Annotated in this window: 19 protein-coding genes and 1 other RNA gene; 15 read left to right on the forward strand and 5 right to left on the reverse strand. The window is 32.7% G+C overall.

All coding sequences use genetic code 11. The annotated features are described in order from the left end of the window. Positions 1-132: 132 nt before the first annotated feature. From GYM76_RS04440 to GYM76_RS04450, 3 genes are all read right to left on the reverse strand, one after another. Positions 133-1,194, reverse strand: coding sequence for an alpha/beta fold hydrolase (locus GYM76_RS04440; RefSeq protein WP_220226034.1), 1,062 nt, complete (start codon positions 1,192-1,194; stop codon positions 133-135). 260 nt (positions 1,195-1,454) lie between these two features. Then, positions 1,455-1,961 carry an SCP2 domain-containing protein gene (locus GYM76_RS04445; protein ID WP_065562107.1) on the reverse strand — a complete coding sequence of 169 codons (507 nt, stop codon included), beginning with the start codon at positions 1,959-1,961 and terminating at the stop codon, positions 1,455-1,457. Continuing rightward, positions 1,962-3,590, reverse strand: a complete 1,629-nt coding sequence (locus tag GYM76_RS04450) for a Na+/H+ antiporter (RefSeq protein ID WP_065562106.1) — start codon at positions 3,588-3,590, stop codon at positions 1,962-1,964. It abuts the gene before it with no gap. A gap of 150 nt (positions 3,591-3,740) precedes the next feature. Here GYM76_RS04450 and recO point away from each other — a divergent pair, with 150 nt between their 5' ends. Next, positions 3,741-4,433, forward strand: coding sequence for a DNA repair protein RecO (gene recO / locus GYM76_RS04455; RefSeq protein ID WP_220226035.1), 693 nt, complete (start codon positions 3,741-3,743; stop codon positions 4,431-4,433). Between the two features lie 94 nt (positions 4,434-4,527). On the opposite strand, the gene GYM76_RS04460 is transcribed toward recO, so the two are convergent. Then, on the reverse strand, positions 4,528-5,085 hold the full coding sequence (locus tag GYM76_RS04460) for a hypothetical protein (protein ID WP_220226036.1): 558 nt from the start codon (positions 5,083-5,085) through the stop codon (positions 4,528-4,530). A gap of 436 nt (positions 5,086-5,521) precedes the next feature. Here GYM76_RS04460 and thrS point away from each other — a divergent pair, with 436 nt between their 5' ends. From thrS to GYM76_RS04525, 13 genes are all read left to right on the forward strand, one after another. Continuing rightward, positions 5,522-7,447, forward strand: a complete 1,926-nt coding sequence (gene thrS, locus GYM76_RS04465; RefSeq protein ID WP_220226037.1) for a threonine--tRNA ligase — start codon at positions 5,522-5,524, stop codon at positions 7,445-7,447. 27 nt (positions 7,448-7,474) lie between these two features. Continuing rightward, a complete protein-coding gene (gene infC / locus GYM76_RS04470) occupies positions 7,475-8,014 on the forward strand; it encodes a translation initiation factor IF-3 (RefSeq protein ID WP_065562102.1) in 540 nt (179 codons plus the stop codon). Between the two features lie 83 nt (positions 8,015-8,097). After that, positions 8,098-8,295: a 50S ribosomal protein L35 gene (rpmI, locus tag GYM76_RS04475; RefSeq protein ID WP_034882133.1), complete on the forward strand. Its 198-nt coding sequence runs from the start codon at positions 8,098-8,100 to the stop codon at positions 8,293-8,295. A 31-nt stretch (positions 8,296-8,326) separates the two neighbouring features. Then, entirely contained in the window at positions 8,327-8,680 is a 354-nt protein-coding gene (gene rplT, locus GYM76_RS04480; RefSeq protein ID WP_024496189.1) for a 50S ribosomal protein L20, read from the forward strand. A gap of 204 nt (positions 8,681-8,884) precedes the next feature. Beyond that, positions 8,885-9,868 carry a phenylalanine--tRNA ligase subunit alpha gene (pheS, locus tag GYM76_RS04485; protein ID WP_220226038.1) on the forward strand — a complete coding sequence of 328 codons (984 nt, stop codon included), beginning with the start codon at positions 8,885-8,887 and terminating at the stop codon, positions 9,866-9,868. A 16-nt stretch (positions 9,869-9,884) separates the two neighbouring features. Beyond that, positions 9,885-12,272: a phenylalanine--tRNA ligase subunit beta gene (pheT, locus tag GYM76_RS04490; protein ID WP_220226039.1), complete on the forward strand. Its 2,388-nt coding sequence runs from the start codon at positions 9,885-9,887 to the stop codon at positions 12,270-12,272. Positions 12,273-12,277: 5 nt separating this feature from the next. After that, positions 12,278-12,571: an integration host factor subunit alpha gene (locus tag GYM76_RS04495; protein WP_034882129.1), complete on the forward strand. Its 294-nt coding sequence runs from the start codon at positions 12,278-12,280 to the stop codon at positions 12,569-12,571. Positions 12,572-12,710: 139 nt separating this feature from the next. Next, positions 12,711-12,806, forward strand: an RNA gene (gene ffs / locus GYM76_RS04500) — signal recognition particle sRNA small type. A gap of 205 nt (positions 12,807-13,011) precedes the next feature. Next, a complete protein-coding gene (htpX, locus tag GYM76_RS04505; protein ID WP_220226040.1) occupies positions 13,012-13,881 on the forward strand; it encodes a protease HtpX in 870 nt (289 codons plus the stop codon). A 101-nt stretch (positions 13,882-13,982) separates the two neighbouring features. Next, the gene (locus tag GYM76_RS04510) at positions 13,983-15,923 is read left to right on the forward strand and encodes a U32 family peptidase (protein ID WP_220226041.1); all 1,941 of its coding nucleotides are present in this window, start codon (positions 13,983-13,985) and stop codon (positions 15,921-15,923) included. Positions 15,924-17,254: 1,331 nt separating this feature from the next. Further along, a complete protein-coding gene (locus GYM76_RS04515) occupies positions 17,255-17,416 on the forward strand; it encodes a hypothetical protein (protein ID WP_220226042.1) in 162 nt (53 codons plus the stop codon). 325 nt (positions 17,417-17,741) lie between these two features. Next, positions 17,742-18,455, forward strand: a complete 714-nt coding sequence (locus GYM76_RS04520) for a helix-turn-helix domain-containing protein (RefSeq protein WP_065562825.1) — start codon at positions 17,742-17,744, stop codon at positions 18,453-18,455. A gap of 47 nt (positions 18,456-18,502) precedes the next feature. Then, complete coding sequence (locus GYM76_RS04525; RefSeq protein WP_065562826.1) at positions 18,503-19,546, forward strand: YdgH/BhsA/McbA-like domain containing protein; 1,044 nt, start codon at positions 18,503-18,505, stop codon at positions 19,544-19,546. Positions 19,547-19,595: 49 nt separating this feature from the next. Here GYM76_RS04525 and hrpA read toward each other — a convergent pair whose 3' ends face one another. Continuing rightward, positions 19,596-23,465: an ATP-dependent RNA helicase HrpA gene (hrpA, locus tag GYM76_RS04530; RefSeq protein ID WP_220226043.1), complete on the reverse strand. Its 3,870-nt coding sequence runs from the start codon at positions 23,463-23,465 to the stop codon at positions 19,596-19,598. A 73-nt stretch (positions 23,466-23,538) separates the two neighbouring features. On the opposite strand from hrpA, the gene GYM76_RS04535 reads away from it, so the two are divergent. Next, complete coding sequence (locus GYM76_RS04535) at positions 23,539-23,958, forward strand: META domain-containing protein (protein ID WP_220226044.1); 420 nt, start codon at positions 23,539-23,541, stop codon at positions 23,956-23,958. Positions 23,959-23,989: the final 31 nt, after the last annotated feature.

Raw genomic sequence — 23,989 nt, forward strand, 5'->3', positions numbered from 1 at the left:
TATCGATAGTTATATATTTTATATTATATCAGATTTAATGAGAGTAATGTGGGATAAAATAAAATTATTGGAAGATAAGCTCAAATAAAAAAGTGAATATAATAATATATTCACTTTTCTAATCCTCCTAAATTAGTAATAATTATCGAGTTCTTTTAGAAATATTTTTAACTCTTCTATCCATAATTCAGCATTCATGGTTGTACCATGGCCTCGGGTCTTATCACTTGCTGGAATTAGATAATATTTAGCAGCAACAACATCCTTAAGCGCTTTTTCCATTAAACCTGTGTTTGGTGGGTTTCTTTCATCATCTTCTGAATTGATAACTAACATAAATGCTTTAATTTTTGTTAGCTCTTTTGTTGGATCAAAGTTTCTGGCTGCATCCCATTGATATAAAAAATCATTCGCGTCCATTGTTGTTCGTTCTTTTAACTTATTTGCTAATATTTCTTCTGTTTTCTGGGTGTTATAAGCGTTATTTTGCCAGGCAATATCACCTCCGTTAGTCGCGATATCGTAGTAATTATAAACAGTTTGGAATTTTTCAGGTTGTTTGCTATAAAAGCCATTATTCCAATCAGGATCGTCTTTAATTGAATTAATGATCATCTTTCTCATTATCCAATTTCGACTAGACATTGGCGCAGGGGTTGCTGCCATTGCAATTGCTGCTTTCATGTAATTAGGATACATAGTTACCCATTGCCATGTATTCATTCCACCCATCGAGTTACCAATAATAAGTTCAAGATGATCTATATTTAAACCTTTTTTCAAAAGTATGTATTGAGCATTAACCATGTCGGTATAATCATAATGAGGAAAGTTTCCTTTCAAACCGTCAGAGGGTTTCGAAGATTGACCTGTACCAATAGCGTCAGGCAATATTATGAAATATTTTTCAGCATCCAACGGCATTCCTTTATCGAATAAGGCATGACCAAAACTGTCATTAAGCATTGAATCTCCATTGCCAGTTGTGCCATGTAAAACTAATACTGGCTTTCCTTTAGGGTCGCCGATAGTGACATAATGAGTTTTTAAATTTTGAATTGTATTACCATCATTAAATTTAAATTTTTCAATAATATAATCACCTTCTTTTCGGTTATAGAACTCGGAACAATATCCTTGCGATGCGAAAACGAGAAAAATAAAAAATAGTAGCGTTTTTTTTATATTATTCATATGTGGCTCTCTCCTTCATAATTACGTTATGAATCATATGTGTAAGAGATAGGGTAGGAAGGTAATATTTACGTTGAATGAATTTTTTCCAACGTTAGTTTCTATAATAATTTATTAAATGATAGCCATCCAATAAAAATACGTTTATTTGCATTAACTAATTAAATTTTAAAATGAATTTTAAGTATAAACGGAAAGTTCTTTAAGTTATTAAAAAGGGAATTATCAATTCCCTTTCTTGAAGTTATTTAATAGAATTTTTAGTCTTTGGGTGCGCTTTCGATGATATCAGCTAGCTTTTCGAGAGTTAATCTTAAGAACCTTGGCATAGCTTCGATTTCAATCGAGTCCATTAAGTTTTTTACATAGAGACCTAATTCAGTATCGCCTTCAACAATGAGTCGACGTTGGAAGAATAATGTATCAGGATCTTGCCGTCTAGTTGCTATCATTATTAAGTCATTGGCATTGCCGATGAAGCTTACATCAGGTATTTCTTCGCGGCTAACCACAAGTTTGTTATCAATTAAGCTGACAAACCAGACTAATTGAAGATCGACAACTTGGATTTTGAGCCAACGATTTTCTAAAAAATCTAGCTCGCCATCTTCAAGTGAATGTTTGAATTGCAATTGTAATAATTGTTCAATAGCTCTTTTTTTTACGCTAAAGGGTATACATTGTAATGTCATACCCAACATTTGTGGCGCTTTATCGACAAATTGTGAATGAATTCTTCCTAGAAATTGGTGTTTATTGCCAATCATTTACGCATCTCCAGAGATCATCTTCTCATAAATATCTAAATCAGTATTTAGATGCTCGAAAACTTCTTCACTAACTTCATCACGAACTTTCATTTGAAGTAATGCGGTGCGCTCCGCCCCAATTGCAACTAAACGCATACGTCTTTCTAGATTTTCAGCTTCAAGAGCTTTTTGTTCTAAATCTTTTAAGCCAGTTCGACGTCTTAATGAACCTATAACACGTGAACCAACTTCGTGGATAATTTCTTGATCTAGGCCTTCTTCAGACGTTTCTTGTAAAAGGCTAGTTTGCATTTTTTCAAGACTAACGATAGCTTCTTCAGCCATTTGTCCTTTTACGGTTAATATTTCGTTGTCTTGTTCAGAGTTATCCAAGATCACGCTACCACGTAATAAAATTGGTAACATGATAATAGCGGATATTAATGATACTAATATAATACCAGCAGCAATAAATACGAGTTGATATCTGCCTGCAATGGTTATTGGAATAGATAATACACCGGCTAGTGTTATCGCTCCGCGGACACCAGCAAAAGTAGATATCCATAAATCACGTGTGGTATATGAATTAAATGCTAATGGACGCTTTGTGCCAAATGGCATTGTTGGCATTTTTTTCATAGCCCAAAGCCAAGCAAATCGAGTACCCATTAATACTATAAAAACGAACAATACAATTAAGCATAGTTGCCATAATTCAATTGATGCATCGGTTTGGTTTTCAGCAAATGTATTTTTTAAAATACTTGGAAGCTGAATACCTAATAGAACAAAAACAAATCCATTGAATACGAACGTTAACATTGACCATGCACTATCAGATTGTAAGCGAGTTGTTAAAGGGGCATTACGCATCATTCCTGAGTGGTTAACTGTCATACCAGCACTTACTGCAGCTAAAATACCGGAACAGTGACATTCTTCAGCAATGATATAAGCGGCAAATGGTAGTAAGAATAATAGTACGATTTGGATTGCGGGATCATTGTTTGTTAGTTGGTTTATTTTACGCAAAATACGAGCATATAACCAAGTGAATATCACCCCAACAGCTAATCCACCTAAAGCAACCACGAAGAAGGATATACTGATTTGTAATAAGTTGAATTCAAATGCACCCGCTGCAATTGCAAGTGCAAATTTTAAGGAAACAAGGCCAGAAGCGTCATTCATTAAGGCTTCACCTTCAATGATTTCCATCTTCTCTTTTTCAATTCGTCCTTTACCGACAATACCACTAAGTGCGACGGCATCGGTAGGTGATAATACTGCTGCTAATGCAAATACGGCTGGCATTGAAATATCTGGTAGCATCCAATGTAGTAAGTAACCCAGAGCAACAATTGATATAACCACTAGAACCAAGGCTAGCCCTACAATTTCTCGTACATTATGGACAAAATCTTTTACAGAAGTTTTACGTCCATCAGCAAATAGTAAAGGAGGAATGAACAGTACAAGAAATAGGTCTGAGTTAAACTCTAAATAAATACCTAATGCGGCAAGAATACTACCTAGTAGTATCTGCATTAGAGGCAATGGGATCTGTATTGGTAACATTTTTATAATGACACCAGAAAGTGATACAATTAATACTATTAGTAATATTGTTGAAAATAGTTCCATAGCTACTCTTTTAGTTATCCCATATATAGTTATCTATTATATAGGATTTTTAAGAATATTTCAGGTTAAAATTGTATAAAATCACTCAAATTTTAAGCAATCTCTATTATTGATCAAAAAAAGTAATAATTTAATTGATGGGCAGATTAGATGGAAAATTGGCGAAGAGCATTTGTATTACATACCAGAACATACAGTGAAAGCAGTTTGCTAGTCGATTTATTCGTTGAAAATGTTGGGAAAGTAACCATTTTAGCAAAAGGTGCTAGGCGTAAACGCTCTGCATTAAAAGGTATTTTACAACCTTTTACTCCACTAATTGTTCAATATTCAGGTCATGGAGAAATAAAAACTTTACGTCAAGTTGAGGCTGTTTCCCTTACTTTACCTCTTGTTTCTGTTTATTTATATAGCGCCTTTTATTTAAATGAACTATTACACCGTGTTTTAGTCGCCGAAACCGAAATAACTACTTTGTTTGATGATTATCTAGCAAGTATACAACAATTAGCCCAACAAGTTCCTGCTGAAAACGTGTTACGAGCATTTGAATTGGCCTTACTTGAAAATTTGGGCTATCACGTTGATTTTTTCCATTGCAGTGCAACAGGGGAGAATATTGTTGAATCAATGCACTATCAGTATGTTTCAGAAAAAGGTTTCATTTGTAGTTTGTTACAAAATACCACCGCTTTCACTGGCGAAGAAGTCTTAGCTTTAGGGAAAAGGCAATTTCACAATATCGATACACTTAAAGCGGCAAAACGTTTTACAAGGATGGCGTTAAAACCTTATGTTGGTGCAAAACCATTTAAAAGTAGAGAATTATTTTTAAAAATATAATTTGTCTTTTTACTTAATTCAAAAAGATACTTTACGTAAAATGTATTAGATCTATTCCGTCAACAATGCTGACGGAAAGATGATTAATTATAAATTAATAAACCGGAGGTTTGGCATAATTACCATTATCAGCAGGAAAAGCATTTGGACTTAATTTTTGATAGTTTCTACTATTATCTTCTAACTGAAATATTGCCGTGCCTATTACACCTATATTTGTTGCTGAACCTTCACTATTATGATTAGCATAAGCATTAGAGCTGTCAGAAAAAGTGAAAGCGGCTACTTCATTATTGCTTTTACGGAAGCCTTCAATCACAAGTGTGTCATATGGTCTTAAAATATAGCCATTGTTTGATAATGAACCAGCTTTACCATTAATAACGTCTAATCCATCAATAGTTGCTACAATTTCATAGGTATTAGAAGAGTAATTACGATAGAATAATCGGTAACTTTGTCCTACTTTACCTTGTAACTTAACGTTGTTATTTTGTTTAGTTAATGGCCATTTTTTGCCACGATCATCAAGGAAAGCCATACCAATTGTGCCATTATTCAACATAACTTCTGAAATTGCTTTTCCATTATATTGATGTGCTGAATAATTGATAGTAATAATATCAATAGGGCAAAAACCGGTACGTTTCATACTTACTTGTTGAACATCTGATTCAATGCAATCTCCCCATTGAATCCCTAAGGTTTTATTAGCAATATCTGTATTAGATTATGCAACATCACTATTACGATAAGATAGGCATACAATTAAAGTTAATAAAGATAAAATAGCGATAAAATATTTTGTATGCATTACTCTCATATTCCTTTATATATTATGTAGTTAAACATATTTATCTTAATACATTATATTATTATATATAATATTTTTTTGCTGGCTATGTTTCATTTCAGCTATTTATAATTAATTATGACTAATTAAGTGTTATTAAATTATTATAATAAAATCTGTGATAAACCCTCGGTATTCTATTTAAAATCCTTAAGATAAGTGGTAGTATACACAACTATTTTTTATGTACGCATGTGCGCTTTCGTGTGGCGCACCACTGTTATAAGGATTTATTATGCCAATTATTACTCTTCCTGACGGAAGTCAACGTCAATTTGATAAGCCTGTTACTGTTTTAGAAGTTGCTCAAAGTATTGGAGCTGGTCTTGCCAAAGCATGTATTGCTGGGCGAGTAAATGGTGAACGTAAAGATGCTTGTGATTTAATTGAGCAAGATTCAACTTTATCTATTATTACATCAAAAGATGAAGATGGGCTTGAAATAATTCGTCACTCTTGCGCTCATTTGTTAGGACATGCAATTAAACAACTTTGGCCAAATACGCAAATGGCAATTGGTCCAACGATTGATAACGGCTTTTATTACGATGTCGATTTAGATCACTCTCTAACTCAGGAAGATCTTGACGCTCTAGAAAAGCGTATGCATGAATTGGCTAAGAAAGATTATGATGTTATAAAAGAAGTAGTAAGTTGGGAACGTGCTAGAGAAGTATTCTGGGAGCGTCATGAACCATATAAAATTGCTATTTTAGATGAAAATATTCCAAAAGATTCTACTCCTGCACTTTATCACCATGAAGAATATATTGACATGTGCCGCGGGCCACATGTGCCAAATATGCGTTTTTGCCATCATTTTAAATTGCAAAAAATTGCTGGAGCATATTGGCGGGGTAATAGTGATAATAAAATGTTACAACGTATTTATGGCACAGCATGGGCTGATAAAAAACAACTTGATAGTTACTTACAATTTTTAGAAGAAGCAGCTAAGCGAGACCATCGTAAAATTGGTAAACAGCTAGATTTGTATCATATGCAGGAAGAAGCACCTGGTATGGTGTTTTGGCATAACGATGGTTGGATTATTTTCCGTGAACTTGAGGTTTTTGTTCGCACTAAACTAAAAGAATACGATTATCAAGAAGTGAAAGGTCCATTTATGATGGATCGGGTTTTATGGGAAAAAACAGGTCACTGGGGTAACTATAAAGAGTTGATGTTTGTTACTTCATCTGAAAATCGTGAATACTGTATTAAACCGATGAACTGCCCAGGGCATGTTCAAATTTTCAATCAAGGTTTAAAATCTTATCGTGATTTACCACTAAGAATGGCTGAGTTTGGTAGTTGTCACCGAAACGAACCGTCAGGCTCATTACATGGTTTAATGCGTGTTCGTGGTTTTACTCAAGATGATGCACATATCTTTTGTACTGAGAACCAAATCCGCAGTGAAGTTAATAACTGTATCAAAATGGTTTATGACATGTATAGCACATTTGGTTTCAAAGACATTACTGTTAAATTATCAACTCGTCCTGAAAAACGTATTGGTAAAGATGAAACTTGGGACTTAGCAGAGAAAGATTTAGCAGAGTGTTTAACTGAAAATGGTATTGAATTTGAGTATTTACCTGGTGAAGGTGCATTTTATGGGCCAAAAATTGAATTTACGCTTCATGATTGCTTAGGTCGTGCATGGCAATGTGGTACAGTCCAGCTAGACTTTATGTTACCAGAAAGATTAGATGCAACTTATGTAGGTGAAGATAATGAACGTCATGTTCCAGTTATGATTCACCGAGCGATTTTAGGTTCGATGGAACGTTTTATGGGAATTTTGACTGAAGATTGTGCAGGATTCTTCCCAACATGGTTAGCACCATTACAAGTTGCCGTTATCAATATTACCGATAATCAAGCTGATTATGCGAAACAATTAACCAGCCAATTACAAAAAGTTGGTATTAGAGCAAAAGCAGACTTGAGAAATGAGAAAATAGGGTTTAAAATTCGTGAGCATACTCTAAAACGTGTTCCTTATATGTTTGTTTGTGGAGACAAAGAAATGGAATCAGGAACAATTTCAGTTAGAACACGCCAAGGTAAAGATCTTGGTAGCTTTGAAGTGAAACATGTTATAGAATTATTGCTTAATGAAATTCATAGTCGTTCATTAGAACAGATGAATTAATGATAAATTACTTTGGAGGAATGAGATATTAAAGTCAGTAAGCGAATTCAGTCAACACGCGCGCACAAAATTAACGATGAGATTACAGCTCGCGAGGTGAGGTTAACCGGCGTCGATGGTGAACAGCTCGGTATTGTTAGCTTAGATGAAGCTTTAAAACAAGCTGAAGAAGCAACGTTGGATTTAGTTGAAATAAGTCCTAATGCAGAGCCACCTGTTTGTCGAATTATGGATTATGGCAAATTCCTCTATGAAAAGAGTAAAGCAACAAAAGAACAGAAGAAGAAGCAAAAGGTTGTTCAGGTTAAGGAAATTAAATTCCGACCTGGTACAGACGAAGGCGACTATCAGGTAAAACTCCGCAGCCTGATACGCTTTCTTGAAGATGGCGATAAAGCCAAAGTTACGTTGCGTTTTCGTGGACGTGAAATGGCTCACCAACAGTTAGGTATTGAAATGCTTGACCGCATTAAAGAAGACTTAGCTGATTTGGCGGTTATTGAATCTTATCCCACTAAGATTGAAGGTCGTCAAATGATTATGGTGTTAGCGCCGAAGAAAAAGTAATGGTTTTTCAAGTTAATTTTTAGTTTCTAAAAATTACACCATTATTTTATTTTTATTAACAATGCGAAGTGGAAATTTATAAAATGCCTAAAATTAAAACTGTAAGAGGCGCAGCAAAGCGCTTTAAAAAAACAGCTTCTGGTGGCTTTAAGCATAAACAAGCTAACAAGAGCCATATCCTAACTAAAAAATCAACTAAGCGTAAACGTCATTTACGTGGTTTGACTACTGTGTCAAAAGGCGATTTAGGTTTAGTAGTGGCGTGTGTTCCATACGCTTAATTATTGATTAATTTTTTAGAGGATATAGTTTATGGCTCGTGTTAAACGTGGTGTTATTGCTCGTGCACGTCACAAGAAAATTTTAAAACAAGCAAAAGGGTATTATGGTGCTCGTTCACGTGTATATCGTGTTGCTTTCCAAGCAGTAATTAAAGCAGGACAATATGCTTATCGTGACCGTCGTCAACGTAAACGTCAATTCCGTCAATTATGGATTGTACGTATCAATGCTGCTGCTCGTCAATGTGGTCTTTCTTATAGTCGTTTCATCAACGGTTTAAAGAAAGCTTCAATTGAAATCGATCGTAAGATCCTTGCAGATATTGCAGTATTTGATAAAAATGCGTTCGCTGCATTAGTTGAAAAGGCAAAAGCTGCACTTTAATAGCTTTATAAGAGCCGAGTTATCTCGGCTTTTATGTTTTATAAAAAGATTATTTAAGAGTTAATTATGAATTTAGTTATTTTTCGTTTCTTTTTTAGCTTCAATAATGCTATTCGTTCGTGAGGCAAATAAAAAACGAAAAATAATTATAAAAGCCTCAGAAGAGGCTTTTTTTATGTAATAAACAATAAGCAGGAGAACTGTATGTCTCAATTAGTTGAACTGGTAAGCAATGCCAAATCCGCTATTGAAAATGCTAATGATATTAATGCCATAGAACAAATTCGAGTGGAATATTTTGGTAAAAAAGGCTATTTTACAATGCAGATGGCTTCTTTACGTGATGTTCCCGCTGATGAACGCCCCGCTGTAGGTCAGAAAATTAATGATGCTAAACAACAAGTTGTTGAGTTATTAAATCAGAAGCGTGACTTTTTAGAGCGTCAGGCTCTTAATGCAAAATTAGCAAATGAAACAATTGACATTACATTACCAGGTAAGTCGCTAGAATTAGGTGGTTTACATCCAGTTACTAAGACAATTAATCGTTTAGTTGAATTTTTTGGAGAACTGGGCTTTGTTGTTGAGACTGGACCAGAAATCGAGGACGATTATCATAACTTTGATGCATTAAATATTCCTGCTCATCATCCTGCACGTGCTGATCACGATACATTTTGGTTTGATGCAAAACGTTTATTACGCACACAAACTTCTACAGTTCAAATAAGAACAATGGAAAATCAAAAACCGCCAATCCGAATCATTGCTCCAGGTAGAACTTATCGTAATGATTATGATCAAACGCATACGCCAATGTTTCACCAAATGGAAGGGTTATTGATAGATAAAAATGTAAGTTTTACCCATTTGAAGGGGTTATTGCATGATTTTCTTCATTGTTTTTTTGAGGATAATATGGAAATTAGATTTAGACCTGCATATTTTCCATTTACAGAACCTTCAGCAGAAGTGGACATCAAGGCTAAGAATGGCAAATGGTTAGAAGTTTTAGGATGCGGTATGGTTCATCCTAATGTATTACGTAATGTTGGAATAGATCCTGAAATATATAATGGTTTTGCCTTTGGTATGGGAATTGAAAGGTTAACTATGTTGCGTTACGGTGTCACTGATTTGCGTTCTTTCTTTGAAAATGATTTACGTTTTTTAAAACAATTTAATTAATTCTGGAGATCAAAACATGAAATTTAGTGAAAGTTGGCTACGTGAATGGATCAATCCAGAAATTAGTAGCGAAATGTTAGCCGATCAATTAACCATGGCTGGACTAGAAGTCGATGATGTTGAAAAAGTTGCTGGTGATTTTTCAGGTGTCGTTGTTGGAAGGGTAGTTGAGTGTAAACAACATCCTAATGCCGATAAGCTCCGTGTAACTAAAGTCGATATTGGCAAGCCTGAATTACTGGATATTGTTTGTGGTGCACCAAATTGTCGTCAGGGGTTAACTGTTGCTTGTGCAACAATTGGGGCTGTTCTACCAGGTGATTTTAAAATTAAAGCCGCCAAATTACGTGGTGAACCTTCAGAAGGTATGCTTTGTTCTTACTCTGAATTAGGAATATCTGAAGATCATAGTGGCATTATTGAATTGCCTGATGATGCACCTTTAGGGAAAGATATCCGAGAATATCTAAATCTTAATGATGTTATGATTGAGATTAGTGTTACGCCTAATCGGGCTGATTGTTTTGGTATCATTGGTGTTGCCCGAGATATCTCTGCAGTTAACAATATTCCAATGAAACAACTTAATATTGAAAGTGTTCCAGCAACTATTGCTGATACTGTGTCAATTGAAATAAATGAACCTAAAGCTGCGCCACGTTATCTTGGCCGAGTAATAAAAAATATTGATGTTAATGCAACAACACCACTTTGGATGAAAGAGAAATTACGCCGTGGTGGTATTCGCTCAATTGATGCCATTGTCGATATTACTAATTATGTGTTATTAGAATTAGGTCATCCGATGCATGCATTTGATTTGGCGCAAATCGATTCAGGAATTATTGTTCGTTATGCTCATCAAGATGAAAAACTTGTTTTATTAAACGGGAATGAAGTCAAACTAAACGATAAAACACTTGTTATTGCCGATCATCAAAAAGTATTAGCAATGGCTGGTATTATGGGGGGAGAAAAATCTGGCGTAACAACTTCCACAAAAGATATCTTCCTTGAATCAGCTTTTTTTGCACCATTAGCAATAACTGGTAAAGCTCGTGAATATGGTTTACACACTGATGCTTCTCACCGTTATGAACGTGGTGTTGATCCTTATTTACAATTATCTGCTATGCAAAGAGCAACTCAATTAATTGTTGATATTTGTGGTGGTGATGTAGGTCCAATCTCTGAAATTACAAACGAAAAAGAGCTTCCTTCTCAAGCTACAATTCAACTACGTAGACATAAAGTGGATCAAATTATAGGTTATGTAATTGAAACTCAAAAAATTACAGACATTTTAGTTAGATTGGGCTGTGAAGTTTCTTATAATGAAAATGTTTGGACTGTTAAATCACCAAGTTGGCGATTTGATTTGCAAATCGAAGAGGATTTAATTGAGGAAGTTGCTCGAATTTATGGCTATAACAATATTCCTAATGTGAATCTGAAAATAGAATCTGTAATGAAGCCAAAACCTGAAAATATAGTCCCTTTGTCTAGAGTAAAAAATTTATTAGTAGATAAAGGTTATCAAGAGGCGGTGACTTATAGTTTTGTTGATCCTAAAATTCAACAACTTCTTCACCCAGAGCAGCATCATATTACATTACCTAATCCTATTTCGAGTGAAATGTCTGTTATGCGTTTATCATTATGGTCAGGGTTATTAGATGCTGTAATATATAATCAAAATCGCCAACAATCTCGGATGAGATTATTTGAAACTGGCTTACGTTTTATTCCAGATGATTCATGTGAATTTGGTGTTCGCCAGGAATTGATGCTTGCTGGTGTTCTTACTGGCACTCTTTATGAAGAGCATTGGTCATTACCTAAACAAAATATTGATTTTTATGATTTGAAAGGGGACTTAGAGTTACTATTTTCTCTTTTAGGTTGTAATGAAAAAATTGTATACCAGAAATCAGAGCTTGATGCATTACATCCTGGACAAAGTGCTGCTATTTACTTGAATGGCGAGCTTATTGGTAATTTTGGTGTTTTACATCCAGAAATTGAAAAAAAATTATCTTTAAATAGTAAAACGCTTGTTTTTGAAATAAATTTAGATAAAATTAATGATAAAAGAGTACCAGTTGCTCATGAGTTATCTAAATATCCGTCTAATAAGCGAGATATTGCTGTAGTTGTATCTAACACAATACCAGCAGCAGATATTATTTCTGAGTGTAAACATGCTGGTGGTGAACAACTTGTAAGAGTTAATTTATTTGATGTATATCAAGGTGAAAACATAGATAAAGATCAGAAAAGCCTTGCTATCAGTTTGATTTTACAAGACAAATCACGTACACTAGAAGAAGAAGATATAACAAACATTGTAAGCAAGTGTGTTATTGCTTTACAAAACCGTTTCAATGCCCTATTAAGAGAATAATAATTATGACATTAACTAAAGCTGATATTGCAGATCGTCTTGCCGATAAATTTGATATTGATCGTCAAGAAGCTAAAGTCCTAGTTGAACTTTTTTTCGAAGAAATTCGAGTTGCTTTAGAAAAAGGTGAACCTGTTAAACTGTCTGGATTTGGTAATTTCGCTGTTCGTGATAAAAATTCACGACCAGGTCGCAATCCAAAAACAGGCGAAAGTGTTGATATCTCAGCTCGTCGAGTTGTCACATTTAGACCAGGTATTAAATTTAGAGAACGAATTGAGAAAAATTTAACTCTATAGTTAACACTTTTAAATTTCGTTTGATATGTAATAGCCTTTCTGTTGTTATTACAAGACAGGAAGGTTAGTTCTTTTTTCGTTATAAATATTGTAATAATTTGCTAATTAAAGCATAATAACGCCTCTCCAATGGAGGCTCTATGGGTCCTCTTGCAACATTTTTTTGCTCATCAGGTCAGGTCCGGAAGGAAGCAGCCAAAGTAAAAAATATGTGTGTGGGATGTGGCTGATAGGGTCTCCTCCAAAATTCTCTAAATTAATATTACTATTAACTTACCATTGTTATTAATGGCTATTAAATAGTCACTTAATTTATCCTTTCAAAATTTCATATTAAAGAGGTTGTAGAGATGCAACATTTTTGCGATCATATATCAAATTTTATTTATCTTCTTAAGTAAAATTATTCATATTAGAAAAACAGTAATGAGGAATTATTTATGATGCGAGTTGGATTATTTATCCTAACTAACTTAGCTGTTATGTTTGTATTTGGTATTATTTTAAGTATTTGTGGCGTTGATGCTCATAGTACATTAGGATTACTTATATTTGCAGCTATATTTGGTTTTGGTGGGTCTTTTATTTCACTTCTTTTATCTAAAAGAATGGCTTTAAGTTCTGTTGGTGGGAAAATAATTACTAATCCTCGCAACGCTCAAGAGCAATGGCTTTTAGATGTAGTTAATCGTCAAGCAAATGAATTGAAATTAAAAACACCACAAGTTGCGATTTATCAAGCAGAAGATATAAATGCTTTTGCAACAGGAGCAACTAAAAATAATTCTCTAGTAGCTGTTAGCTCGGGCCTTTTATCCGCTATGACTCAAGATGAAGCTGAAGCTGTAATTGGACATGAAATGAGTCACGTTGCAAATGGTGATATGGTGACAATGGCACTTTTACAAGGTGTACTTAATACTTTTGTTATTTTCATTTCACGAATTTTTGCTTCAATCGTAACAAAAGCTTTGGAAGATAGAAGTGAAGGATTATCTACTTTTGCTTATTATTTCATCGTAATGATTTTTGAAACTGTATTTGGTATTTTAGCAAGTATCATTGCTATGTGGTTTTCACGTTATCGAGAGTTCCATGCTGATGCAGGCTCAGCGAAATTAGTAGGGTCTACTAAAATGATTGCTGCTTTAGAAAAATTAAAATTGAGTCATGAGCCAAGTGAAGAAGCATCAATTTTGGCATTCTGTATTAATGGTGAGAAGAAAGCAAGATTTTCTCAACTATTCTTATCTCATCCACCTTTAGATAAACGTATTGAAGCATTGCGTAATCAATCTAATATTCTTTAATAAATAATATTTAAAAACTTCAATGGCAAATATTAATTGTATTTGCCATTTTTTAATTAAAATTTAATATACCATCCTAATATTTTCTCAGAGAATCTCTCATGTATAGGCAACAAACTACTAAATTAGAATTACTTAGCCCCGCAAAAAATATAGAAATTGCAAAAGAAGCTATCTTACATGGAGCTGATGCTATTTATATTGGGGGGCCTCAATTTGGTGCTCGTCATAATGCTGGTAATTCAGTAAGTGATATTGCTAAACTAGTAGAATTTGCTCATCATTTTTACGCTAAGGTTTTTGTAACTTTAAACACAATTCTTCATGACAATGAGCTTGAAGCTGCAAGACAACTAATTTGGCAATTATATAATGCTGGTGTGGATGCTTTGATAGTTCAAGATATGGGAATATTAGCTATGGATATCCCACCAATTGATTTACATGCTAGTACCCAAATGGATATTAGAACGCCAGAAAAAGCTAAATTTCTTTCCGATGTAGGTTTTTCTCAAATAGTTTTAGCGAGAGAATTAAATTTAACCGAAATAGCAAACATACATCAACAAATTGATGCAAATATTGAATTTTTTATTCATGGCGCATTATGTGTTGCATTTTCTGGTCAATGCTATATTTCTCATGCACAAACGGGTCGAAGCGCTAATCGAGGCGACTGTTCTCAAGCTTGTCGATTGCCATTTACATTAAAAGACGAACAAGGTCGCATCGTCGCTTATGAAAAACATCTTTTATCAATGAAGGATAATAATCAGTCTGATAATTTAATAGAGTTGATACAAGCCGGAGTGAGATCTTTCAAGATTGAAGGCAGATACAAAGATTTGAGTTATGTTAAAAATATAACCGCATTTTATCGTAAAAAATTAGATAATATTTTAGAAAAAAACACAGATTTTGTTGCTGCATCGAGTGGCAAAACTGAACACTTTTTTACCCCGGATCCAAATAGAACATTCCACAGAGGATCTACCGATTATTTTGTTCGAGGTAGACAAGCCAATATTGGTGCATTTGATTCACCCAAATTTATTGGCTTAACAATTGGTGAAATTATAAAAATTACTAAACAATCTATCGTAATAAAATCAGAACAAGCGTTAACTAATGGTGATGGATTAAATGTTTTAATCAAAAGGGAAATTATAGGTTTTAGAGCTGATAAAGTAGAAAAAATTGGTAATAATCATTATCAAGTATTTCCTAATGAAATACCTAAAGCATTATATTCTATAAAATTACCTTATCAAATTAATCGCAATTTAGATCATTATTGGCAACAAATTTTATTAAAAGAATCTAGTTGTCGTCGTATCGGTGTAACATTTAGGCTTAAAAATATAACAAACGGTTTGGAGTTAATTGCATCGAGTGAAGAGGGTAGTTGCGTTAAAATTGAATTGAAAGGCCCATTTGAGTTAGCTAAGCAACAGGATAAAGCTCTCAATAATATAAGAGATAGTTTATCTAAGTTAGGTCAGACAACCTATTATTTAGCGGAGTTAATTATAGATTTAAACCAAGCTTATTTTGTTCCCAACAGTCAATTAAATCAGTTAAGACGAGATATTATTGATAAATTAACTCTAGAGCGATTAAATAATTATCGAAGAAATATTCGTAAACCTCAAGTAAATCCAATACCGATATATCCTGAACAACAATTAAGTTTTTTAGCTAATGTTTATAATCACAAAGCTCGTGAATTTTATGCTCAACATGGTGTAAAACTAATCGAGAGTGCATTTGAAGCTCACGAAGTTAAAGATGACGTTCCTTTAATGACTACAAAGCATTGTCTAAGATTTGCATTTAATTTATGTCCAAAACAAGCTAAAGGGATTCAAGGAGTTAAAACTAAAGTAACACCAATGAAATTAATTCAAAATAATAATGAAGAATTAATTTTAAAATTCAACTGTAAAGCTTGTGAAATGCAGGTTTGGGGCAAAATCAAAAAACATATTTTAAAAATCCCAGTGCTTGGTAGTGAAGTTATTTTACTGACAAATAATAATTAACATGTTGATTATTGAGAATTTATATCTAATTAATAAAAAATATTAGCGATAAATAGTAATGCAAAAGGTGTTATTTTAGTTCGTAATAATGTTATTGTTTAACATAATATACATTATTTGAATCTTAATGAATTGATTTTATTAGATTTTATAATTTGAATGCGTAATAATGGAAAATAGGGGATAGATTAGCGTTTTATTAAAAGAAAACACGATAAATAACTTCTATTCAACTGCCAAATTTAATTTATTTTTTTTCAATATGTTAACGGTATAGTCTAAGAAAAGTAATCATCCCATGTGTTTGCAATACTTTTTTACTCTACATGTTCTAATTTTCATGTTAACTTTAAATAGCAAAACACAAAGTCAAACGAGTACGCATTTGACGAAGTGAACTCTTGATAAATAGTTTTTAATTAAATTAAAAAAATATAGCAAAGAGTTATGTTTTTCAGTTTTTAAGCAGAAAATCATAAAGAATCCAATTCATTTTTATTTTTCTGTTCTTTTTCTTTTTTCATCATTTCTTTTGCTTTTTTATCAAATTCTTTAAAAATATATTCAATTCTTGACTCAAAAGACATATGAGGAGCAGATAGTTCTATTATAGTTTGATCATCTGTATATTTAGCATATTGATCGCCGACGAACGGTCTTTTTTTAGCTATTAACTTGTATTTTTTGATAAATTTTTATACAATTTCTTAAAACAATCTTAAAAATCAGTTTTTAATTCATTATTAGTTTTAGTTCGAATGATGTAAAATGCATTATGTTGAAGTCGCAGATTGTAAAATGTTGGCCGACAAAGTCGGCTAACAATCAAGAATTTAGCATAACGCCATTATGCGTACTAATACTGGTTATGATATTGTTTCTTCCTTTTTGAATTATATTTCCAGCTTTTTGACATCTTATATACGTAGGATGCGTAATCATCCCAAGGATTGGCTATATTACTTCCCCTTGACGGCCTAATTTTTAGTTTATACTGTTTATATTCAATCATGTGAATGCAATAGGCACTTTTTTCTTGTTTAGTGCTGAAATGTTTATGTGACTCACTATGAACATAAGTATAATATTCAATGTCGCCTATACTAGTTTTATGTATACTACGTCTTGAAAATTGTTTTTTTAGTTTTAACATACTTTCTCCTAATTTATTAAATAGTTAGAAGAAAGACTCCTTATAATAATTCATATATATACCTTATTAATTTTAGGGTTAGAGTTCGGAGGTTCAGTGACACCCGAACTTTACCGTGGTTTCCCTCGGTAAATAATTTAAATTCAAAAGTAAACAGTAAAATTTATTGCTTATTTTCATGATCAATTTATTTACTTTTATTTATTATATATTTTACGGCATCATCCAGATAGCTAAATTTAGTCCAGTTGCTGTACTTGAAATTACAAAAGTTGAAGTTTCTGATTGTCCGATTCCAGATTGGTATCAAATGCCACAAATTTTTAAATTAGTGGCATGATTTAGCCCTTTTCTTATGAATCTATATTGGTACGCATAATGTATATTATGTTAAATAAAGTATGTTAAATCAATTAAGTTAATTTATTCGCCACTCACCCTCTATTAACAATTCTAAATCTTTATAAGACTATTCTTTTATCAAGAATTCATTTATATTGTTTAGATTAATTACTTAGTGTAGTTATTTAAAAATTTAATAGTGATTTTCTATTTCTTTTCTTTTTATTGAATAGAAATACAAAAAAAATTGGTCAATTTTTGTTTTATGACAAAATATGGTAACCTTATCACTTCAAATCAACAGCCCTTGTATTTAGGATATTATGCATAGTATTTATAAGACATTACGTTCCAATAGTTATTCTGTTCCGTGCGAATTATGCAGTCTCGGTGGGCTCTGTATTCCGATGTTACTCAATAATACATTAAGTAGTGTTTTAGAACGCAAAAGATCTTATTCAAAAGGCGAAATAATAGTTAAAGCAAAAACGCCATTTAAAAAATTCTTCATCGTTCATTCCGGTGCACTTAAAACATTTGTCACGACTTCTGAAAATAATGAACAAATCAATGGATTTTATCTACCTGGAGATATTGTCGGTTTAGACGCCATTTCAACAAAAGTTTATAACAATAACATTCAGGCATTAAGTAACACACTAATCTGTGAACTGCATTATGATGAATTAATGACATTAATTGATACTAATAAAAATGTTAGAGATTTAATCTTTAGATTATTAAGTGCTGACATTTATAATTATCAAAAATTGGTTCTTTGCTATTCTCAGAAAAAATCCGATGAACGCCTTGCCACCTTTATTTATTCTCTTTATCTTCGATATCAGCAAAGAGGACATTCTTCTTTAAATATAAAACTAGCAATGAGCCGTGCTGAAATAGCTAATTATTTAGGATTAACGATTGAAACTGTAAGTCGTAATTTATCAAAATTACAGGAGCAAAATATTTTAATAGCTAAAGGTAAATATATTTATATCAATAATTTGGAAGCTTTAATAGATTTAGGAAATTAAATTTATTTATGCTAAAATAACTAAAAATTCATTGTAAGGTTTTTTATATGTTAAGTTTCAAGAAAACAATTATCGCTACAACTGTTGCGCTTATTCCATTTTGTTCTTTTGCTGCTCAGCAATTAACTGAAGAACAAGCAAACAGCATGCAATCTTTTAAAAGCATTACGATTCGAGGTGCTTTTTATACTGATAGCGATTATGTTATGGCTATGTCAAAGGCTGCAGACAATGAAGGAGCTGCTTCTTTTTACATAACAACAACAAATATCAGCCCTTCTAATGATACTTTGCGTATCGTTTATGCAAAATTATACAAAGCAGACGCACCTAAAGCTTTAGAACAACCAGAAACTTTACGTAAATTTGAAGGTGTTTACGAATATCCAAAATCTAAAGCAATTCGCTTAGAACCATTTAATATTGTGCGTATTCGTGGATACTTTCCGACAGATTATGATGTAAATCAAGCTATTGCTAAAGAAGCATCAGCGCAAGGTGCATATGGCTTTTATATAGATTCACGTTCAGAATTAGGCAGTAATATTCAAGTAGCTGCTTATTTATTTAAAAAAGACGCTCCTGAACGTAAATTACAACCTGAAAATGCTATTCCTTACGATTCTGAAGCAGGTCAATTAGCATTAGCTAAAGGTGGAGAAGCTGCAATGCAGGTTGAAAAACCTGGTTATTACTCCCCTTCTGCATTTAACGAGAAATATTATGCAGATAAATTTAATAATAAAGTAATTGATAAAACTACAACAAATTCTGCTGCAACTAATAAAGTTACAACAACATCAAATACAGAAACAATAAGTACCGTTGCCACTGAACCTCAAAGAGTAACTCGTTACACTGTCACTCTTCCTGATGGGCGAAAAATTCAGGAACTTAACGATGCAACTGCGGCTAAAATGGTTGCCTTTGATACACTGAAATTTAGAGGTTACTACGTTACTGATCAGGAAATTTCATATCAAGCAGGAAAAAGAGCAATAGACGCTGGGGCTAAATATTATCATATTGCTCGAGTTGCTCATGATTCTAAAGGGCCAAACATCACTGTATTTGTAGATCTTTACAAATAATCAAAATGGGCGCATAAGCGCCCTTCTTTTTTATCCTTATAATTATATTCTATAATTCAGAAGATACAGTTTCTATTTGTTGTTTTATCCTTTTTGCAGAAATTGGATACGGTGTGCCGAGTTGTTGAGCGAATAAGTTAACTCTAAGTTCTTCTATCATCCATTTAATATTCGTAACATCATTCAATGATTTTTGATTTTCTGACAAACTATTAAACCAACTTTGATATTCGTTTTTCACTTCTTCTATTATATTCATTGATTGTCTATCTTTAGCCACATTAGTTCCTAGCTTCTCTATCCGTTTTTCTATAGCAGTTAAATAGCGATAAATATCATGGAGTTTGTTATAACCAGTTTTTGCCACAAAACCCTTATAAACTAGCTCATTTAGCTGCGCTTTGATATCAGATAACGCAAATGCTAAAGACAAATCGATACGGCCTTTAAGTTTTTTATTAATATTAAAATGGAGAGTTAAAATTGATTCCACTTGTTTAGCTATATCCACTACAATTTCATTGATATGCTCTTTGGTATAACCTAACAGTTCTTGATATTGTTCTTGATTTTTAACTTTCTGATTGTACTTCTTAATCAAGTAGTCTATTCCACAGGCAATGCAGTCATCAATAAGGTTAAGAACTGTACCGAATGAATTAAAATATAAGCCTAATTTAGATTTATTTGGTAACTTTTCGTGCAAATATTTAATTGGAGATGGAATATTTAAAATCAACAATCGTCTAATCCCGAGCTTGGTTAATCTTTTTTGTTCCTCAAGTGAATCAACCAGTTTAATACTGACCGAATTTTGATTATCAATGATGGCTGGATAGGCTTTAACTGTATAATTATTTTGTTTTTCTTCATAAATACTTGGTAAGTGACCAAAATTCCAATCAATAATATTATCTTTCTCTATTTTGACAGATTTTTTTTGAGTCAGCGATGATAATGCTTCTTGAACTTCTGTTTTAAGATGTTCTTTAATCATCATTAGATCTTTGCCAAAAGCTATTTCTCGTCCCTTATCAACGATACTAAAATTCATTTTTAAGTAATCTGGTACTTGTTCTAATTGCCAATCAGTTGGCTGAATTTTTATACCTGTCATTTTCCTAAATTCATTTTCTAATGTTTCAAGTAATGGATGTTCAATTGAATTAACTCTACTTAAAAAAGCCTCAGCATAGTTAGGTGCAGGAACTAAGCTTTTGCGTAAAGATTTTGGTAATGATTTTATTAAAGCAATAACTAAATCATAACGAAATCCAGGTACTTGCCAATCAAATCCTGTATCTTTTATTTGATTTAATATATTAAGCGGAATAGAAATTGTTACACCGTCACGTGCATTACCTAAATCAAATTGATAAGTTAAAGGTAATTTCAAGTTATTCTGATACCAAAAATCTGGATAATCATTTATTTTTACAGGCTGAGCTGATTGTTTAATCAGCATATTTTTTTCAATATTTAAAAAATCAGGGTCTATTTTTTGTTTGTTTTTCCACCACGTATCAAAGTGTTTTGCGGAAATAACTGATTTGTCTATTCGTTCATCATAAAAATTATAAAGATCATCATCATCAATCAGAATATCCTGACGACGAGATTTATGTTCAAGATCCTCAACTTCATTGATTAATTTCTGATTTTGTTTATAAAACTGGTGATTAGTTTGCCAATCACCTTCAACCAAAGCATTCCGAATAAATAAGGAACGACTTAGTACTGGGTCAATTTTACTATAATTAACTATGCGGTTTGCAACAATTGGTAGACCGAATAAAGTTACTTTTTCATTGGCTAGAGTTGTCCCATTCTTTTTAGACCATCTAGGCTCACTATAACTATATTTAACTAGATGTTTTGCTAATGGTTCAATCCAATCTGCTTCAATTTTAGCAGCCGTTCTACCCCATAGACGGCTTGTCTCAACAAGTTCACTAGCTATACACCATTTTGGTTGATTTTTAAAGATGGCTGAATTAGGGAATATAGCAAATTTAATATTACGAGCACCGATATATTCATGTTTTTCAATTTCTTTCATACCAACATGTGACAATAAGCCGCTTAATAACGCAGTATGCAGTGAACGATAATCCGCTAATTGACTATTAATCGGAAAAGCAAGTTGTTTAATGGTTTGTCTAATTTGTGTATAAACATCTTGCCATTCTCGAATTCTAAGATAGTTAAGATATTCTTTTTTACACAACCGTCTAAATTGATTACCCGACAAATCTGCTTGTTGATTTGTTACATAATTCCATAAATTGATAAGTGATATAAAATCAGATTCTTTATCAGCAAACCTACGGTGTTTCTCATCAGAAGCTTGCTGTTTGTCAAATGGCCTTTCTCGAGGATCTTGTATAGATAGTGCAGAGACAATAATCATAACTTCTTTTATACAACCTAACCGTCTAGCTTCAACTAGCATTCTAGCTAATCTAGGATCAATAGGTAATTGAGATAAAATTCGTCCTATCTCAGTCAAATGATAATGATGATGTTTAGTATAAATTGCACCTAATTCTTCTAATAATCGTATACCATCACGAATATATCTAGAATCAGGTGCTTTAACAAATGGAAAAGCCGCTATATCACCTAATCCTAATGAAGTCATTTGTAATATAACTGATGCTAAATTGGTTCGAAGAATTTCAGGCTCAGTAAATTCAGGTCTGGATAAAAAATCTTGTTCATCATATAAACGTATACAAATACCATCTGAAGTTCTACCACAACGCCCTTTTCGTTGATTCGCTGATGCTTGAGAAATGGGTTCAATTGGTAATCGTTGAACTTTCGTCCGATAACTATAACGACTAATTCTTGCTAAGCCAGGATCGATAACATATTTAATACCAGGAACGGTCAAGGATGTTTCAGCCACATTTGTAGCTAAGATAATTCTTCGAGCACTGTGTGATTGAAAGATACGGTTTTGTTCAGATGCAGATAATCTAGCATATAAGGGCAAAATCTCAGTATGTTTCAGTTCAATTTTTCTTAGCGTATCGGCCAGATCACGTATTTCACGCTCCCCTGTAAGAAAAATCAAAATATCCCCATTACTTTCAAAAGATAATTCATCGATTGCATCTATAATAGGCTGAAAATCAGTATTTTTCTCATTTCCATAATCATCATTAGGAATTGTTGGACGGTATCTAACTTCGACAGGATAGGTACGACCTGAAACTTCAATGATTGGAGCATGATTAAAATGATTTGAAAAACGTTCAACATCTATTGTAGCTGAAGTTATGATGACTTTTAAGTCAGGACGTTTAGGTAATAATTGTTTCAAATATCCCAAAATAAAATCGATATTTAAATTACGTTCATGAGCCTCATCTATAATAATAGTATCATATTGAAGTAATAATTTATCTTGCTGAATCTCTGCCAGTAAAATTCCATCAGTCATTAATTTAACCAAGGTAGTTTCGCTGACATGATCAGAAAATCTGACTTTATAGCCCACTAAGTTGCCTATTTCTGTTTTTAATTCCTCAGCAATACGATTGGCAACTGAACGAGCTGCTAACCTTCTCGGTTGGGTATGGCCAATAAAACCTTTAACACCTAAGCCTAGTTCCAAACATATTTTAGGTATTTGTGTCGTTTTTCCTGAACCTGTTTCACCGGCAATAATGACAACTTGATTATTTTTAATTACTTCAGCTATCGCCTCTTTTTTATCAACTACTGGTAAATTATCTGGAAAATCGATATGTTTAGGTAGCGATTGTAATCGAACATTATAATGTTCAACAGCTTGTGTAATCGCTTCTTCGATGGTATCTGAATTTTGATTTTTGTTTGAAAGCTTTCTTATTTTATGTTGATCTAAGAAAGTCATTGATTGAAAAAATTTAATTTGCTGTTGAATTAACATAAAGAGTAAAATGTAATTATTAAATTTTAATTAAAGTGATTATATCAAATTTAGCCAACTATTAGGAGTTAAGATGAAAAAGACTTTACTATTAATAATGCTTTTTACTGGAACTTTCGTGATGACTGGTTGTGGTGAATCTAAGAGCGTTAAAGCTGAAGATTTAATGCATCATCGCTTTGTATTGATTAAAGCCAATGGTCAAGATATTTCAACAGATAAAAACGCTGAGCTTGAATTTGGTGAAAACATGAATATTTATGGAAAAATGTGTAATCGCTTTGTTGCAAAAGTAGAATTGTCAAACGAAACGATTAAAGGCTCTGGTGTTAGTATGGCAAAAATGGCTTGTGATGATGAGCAATTGAGTAAGTTAGATGATACCATCGCTCAATTAATTCAAGATGGAGCATCAGTCAGTTTGGACAAAGATCAATTGACTTTAAAAAATAAAGATATTGAACTAATTTATCAACTTAAAGATTTAATGTAATTTAAAAAGAGATTTTTTATCACAAACTTGG

The organism is Gilliamella sp. ESL0443 (genome assembly GCF_019469165.1).
GTDB classification, from domain to species: Bacteria; Pseudomonadota; Gammaproteobacteria; order Enterobacterales; family Orbaceae; genus Gilliamella; species Gilliamella apicola_E.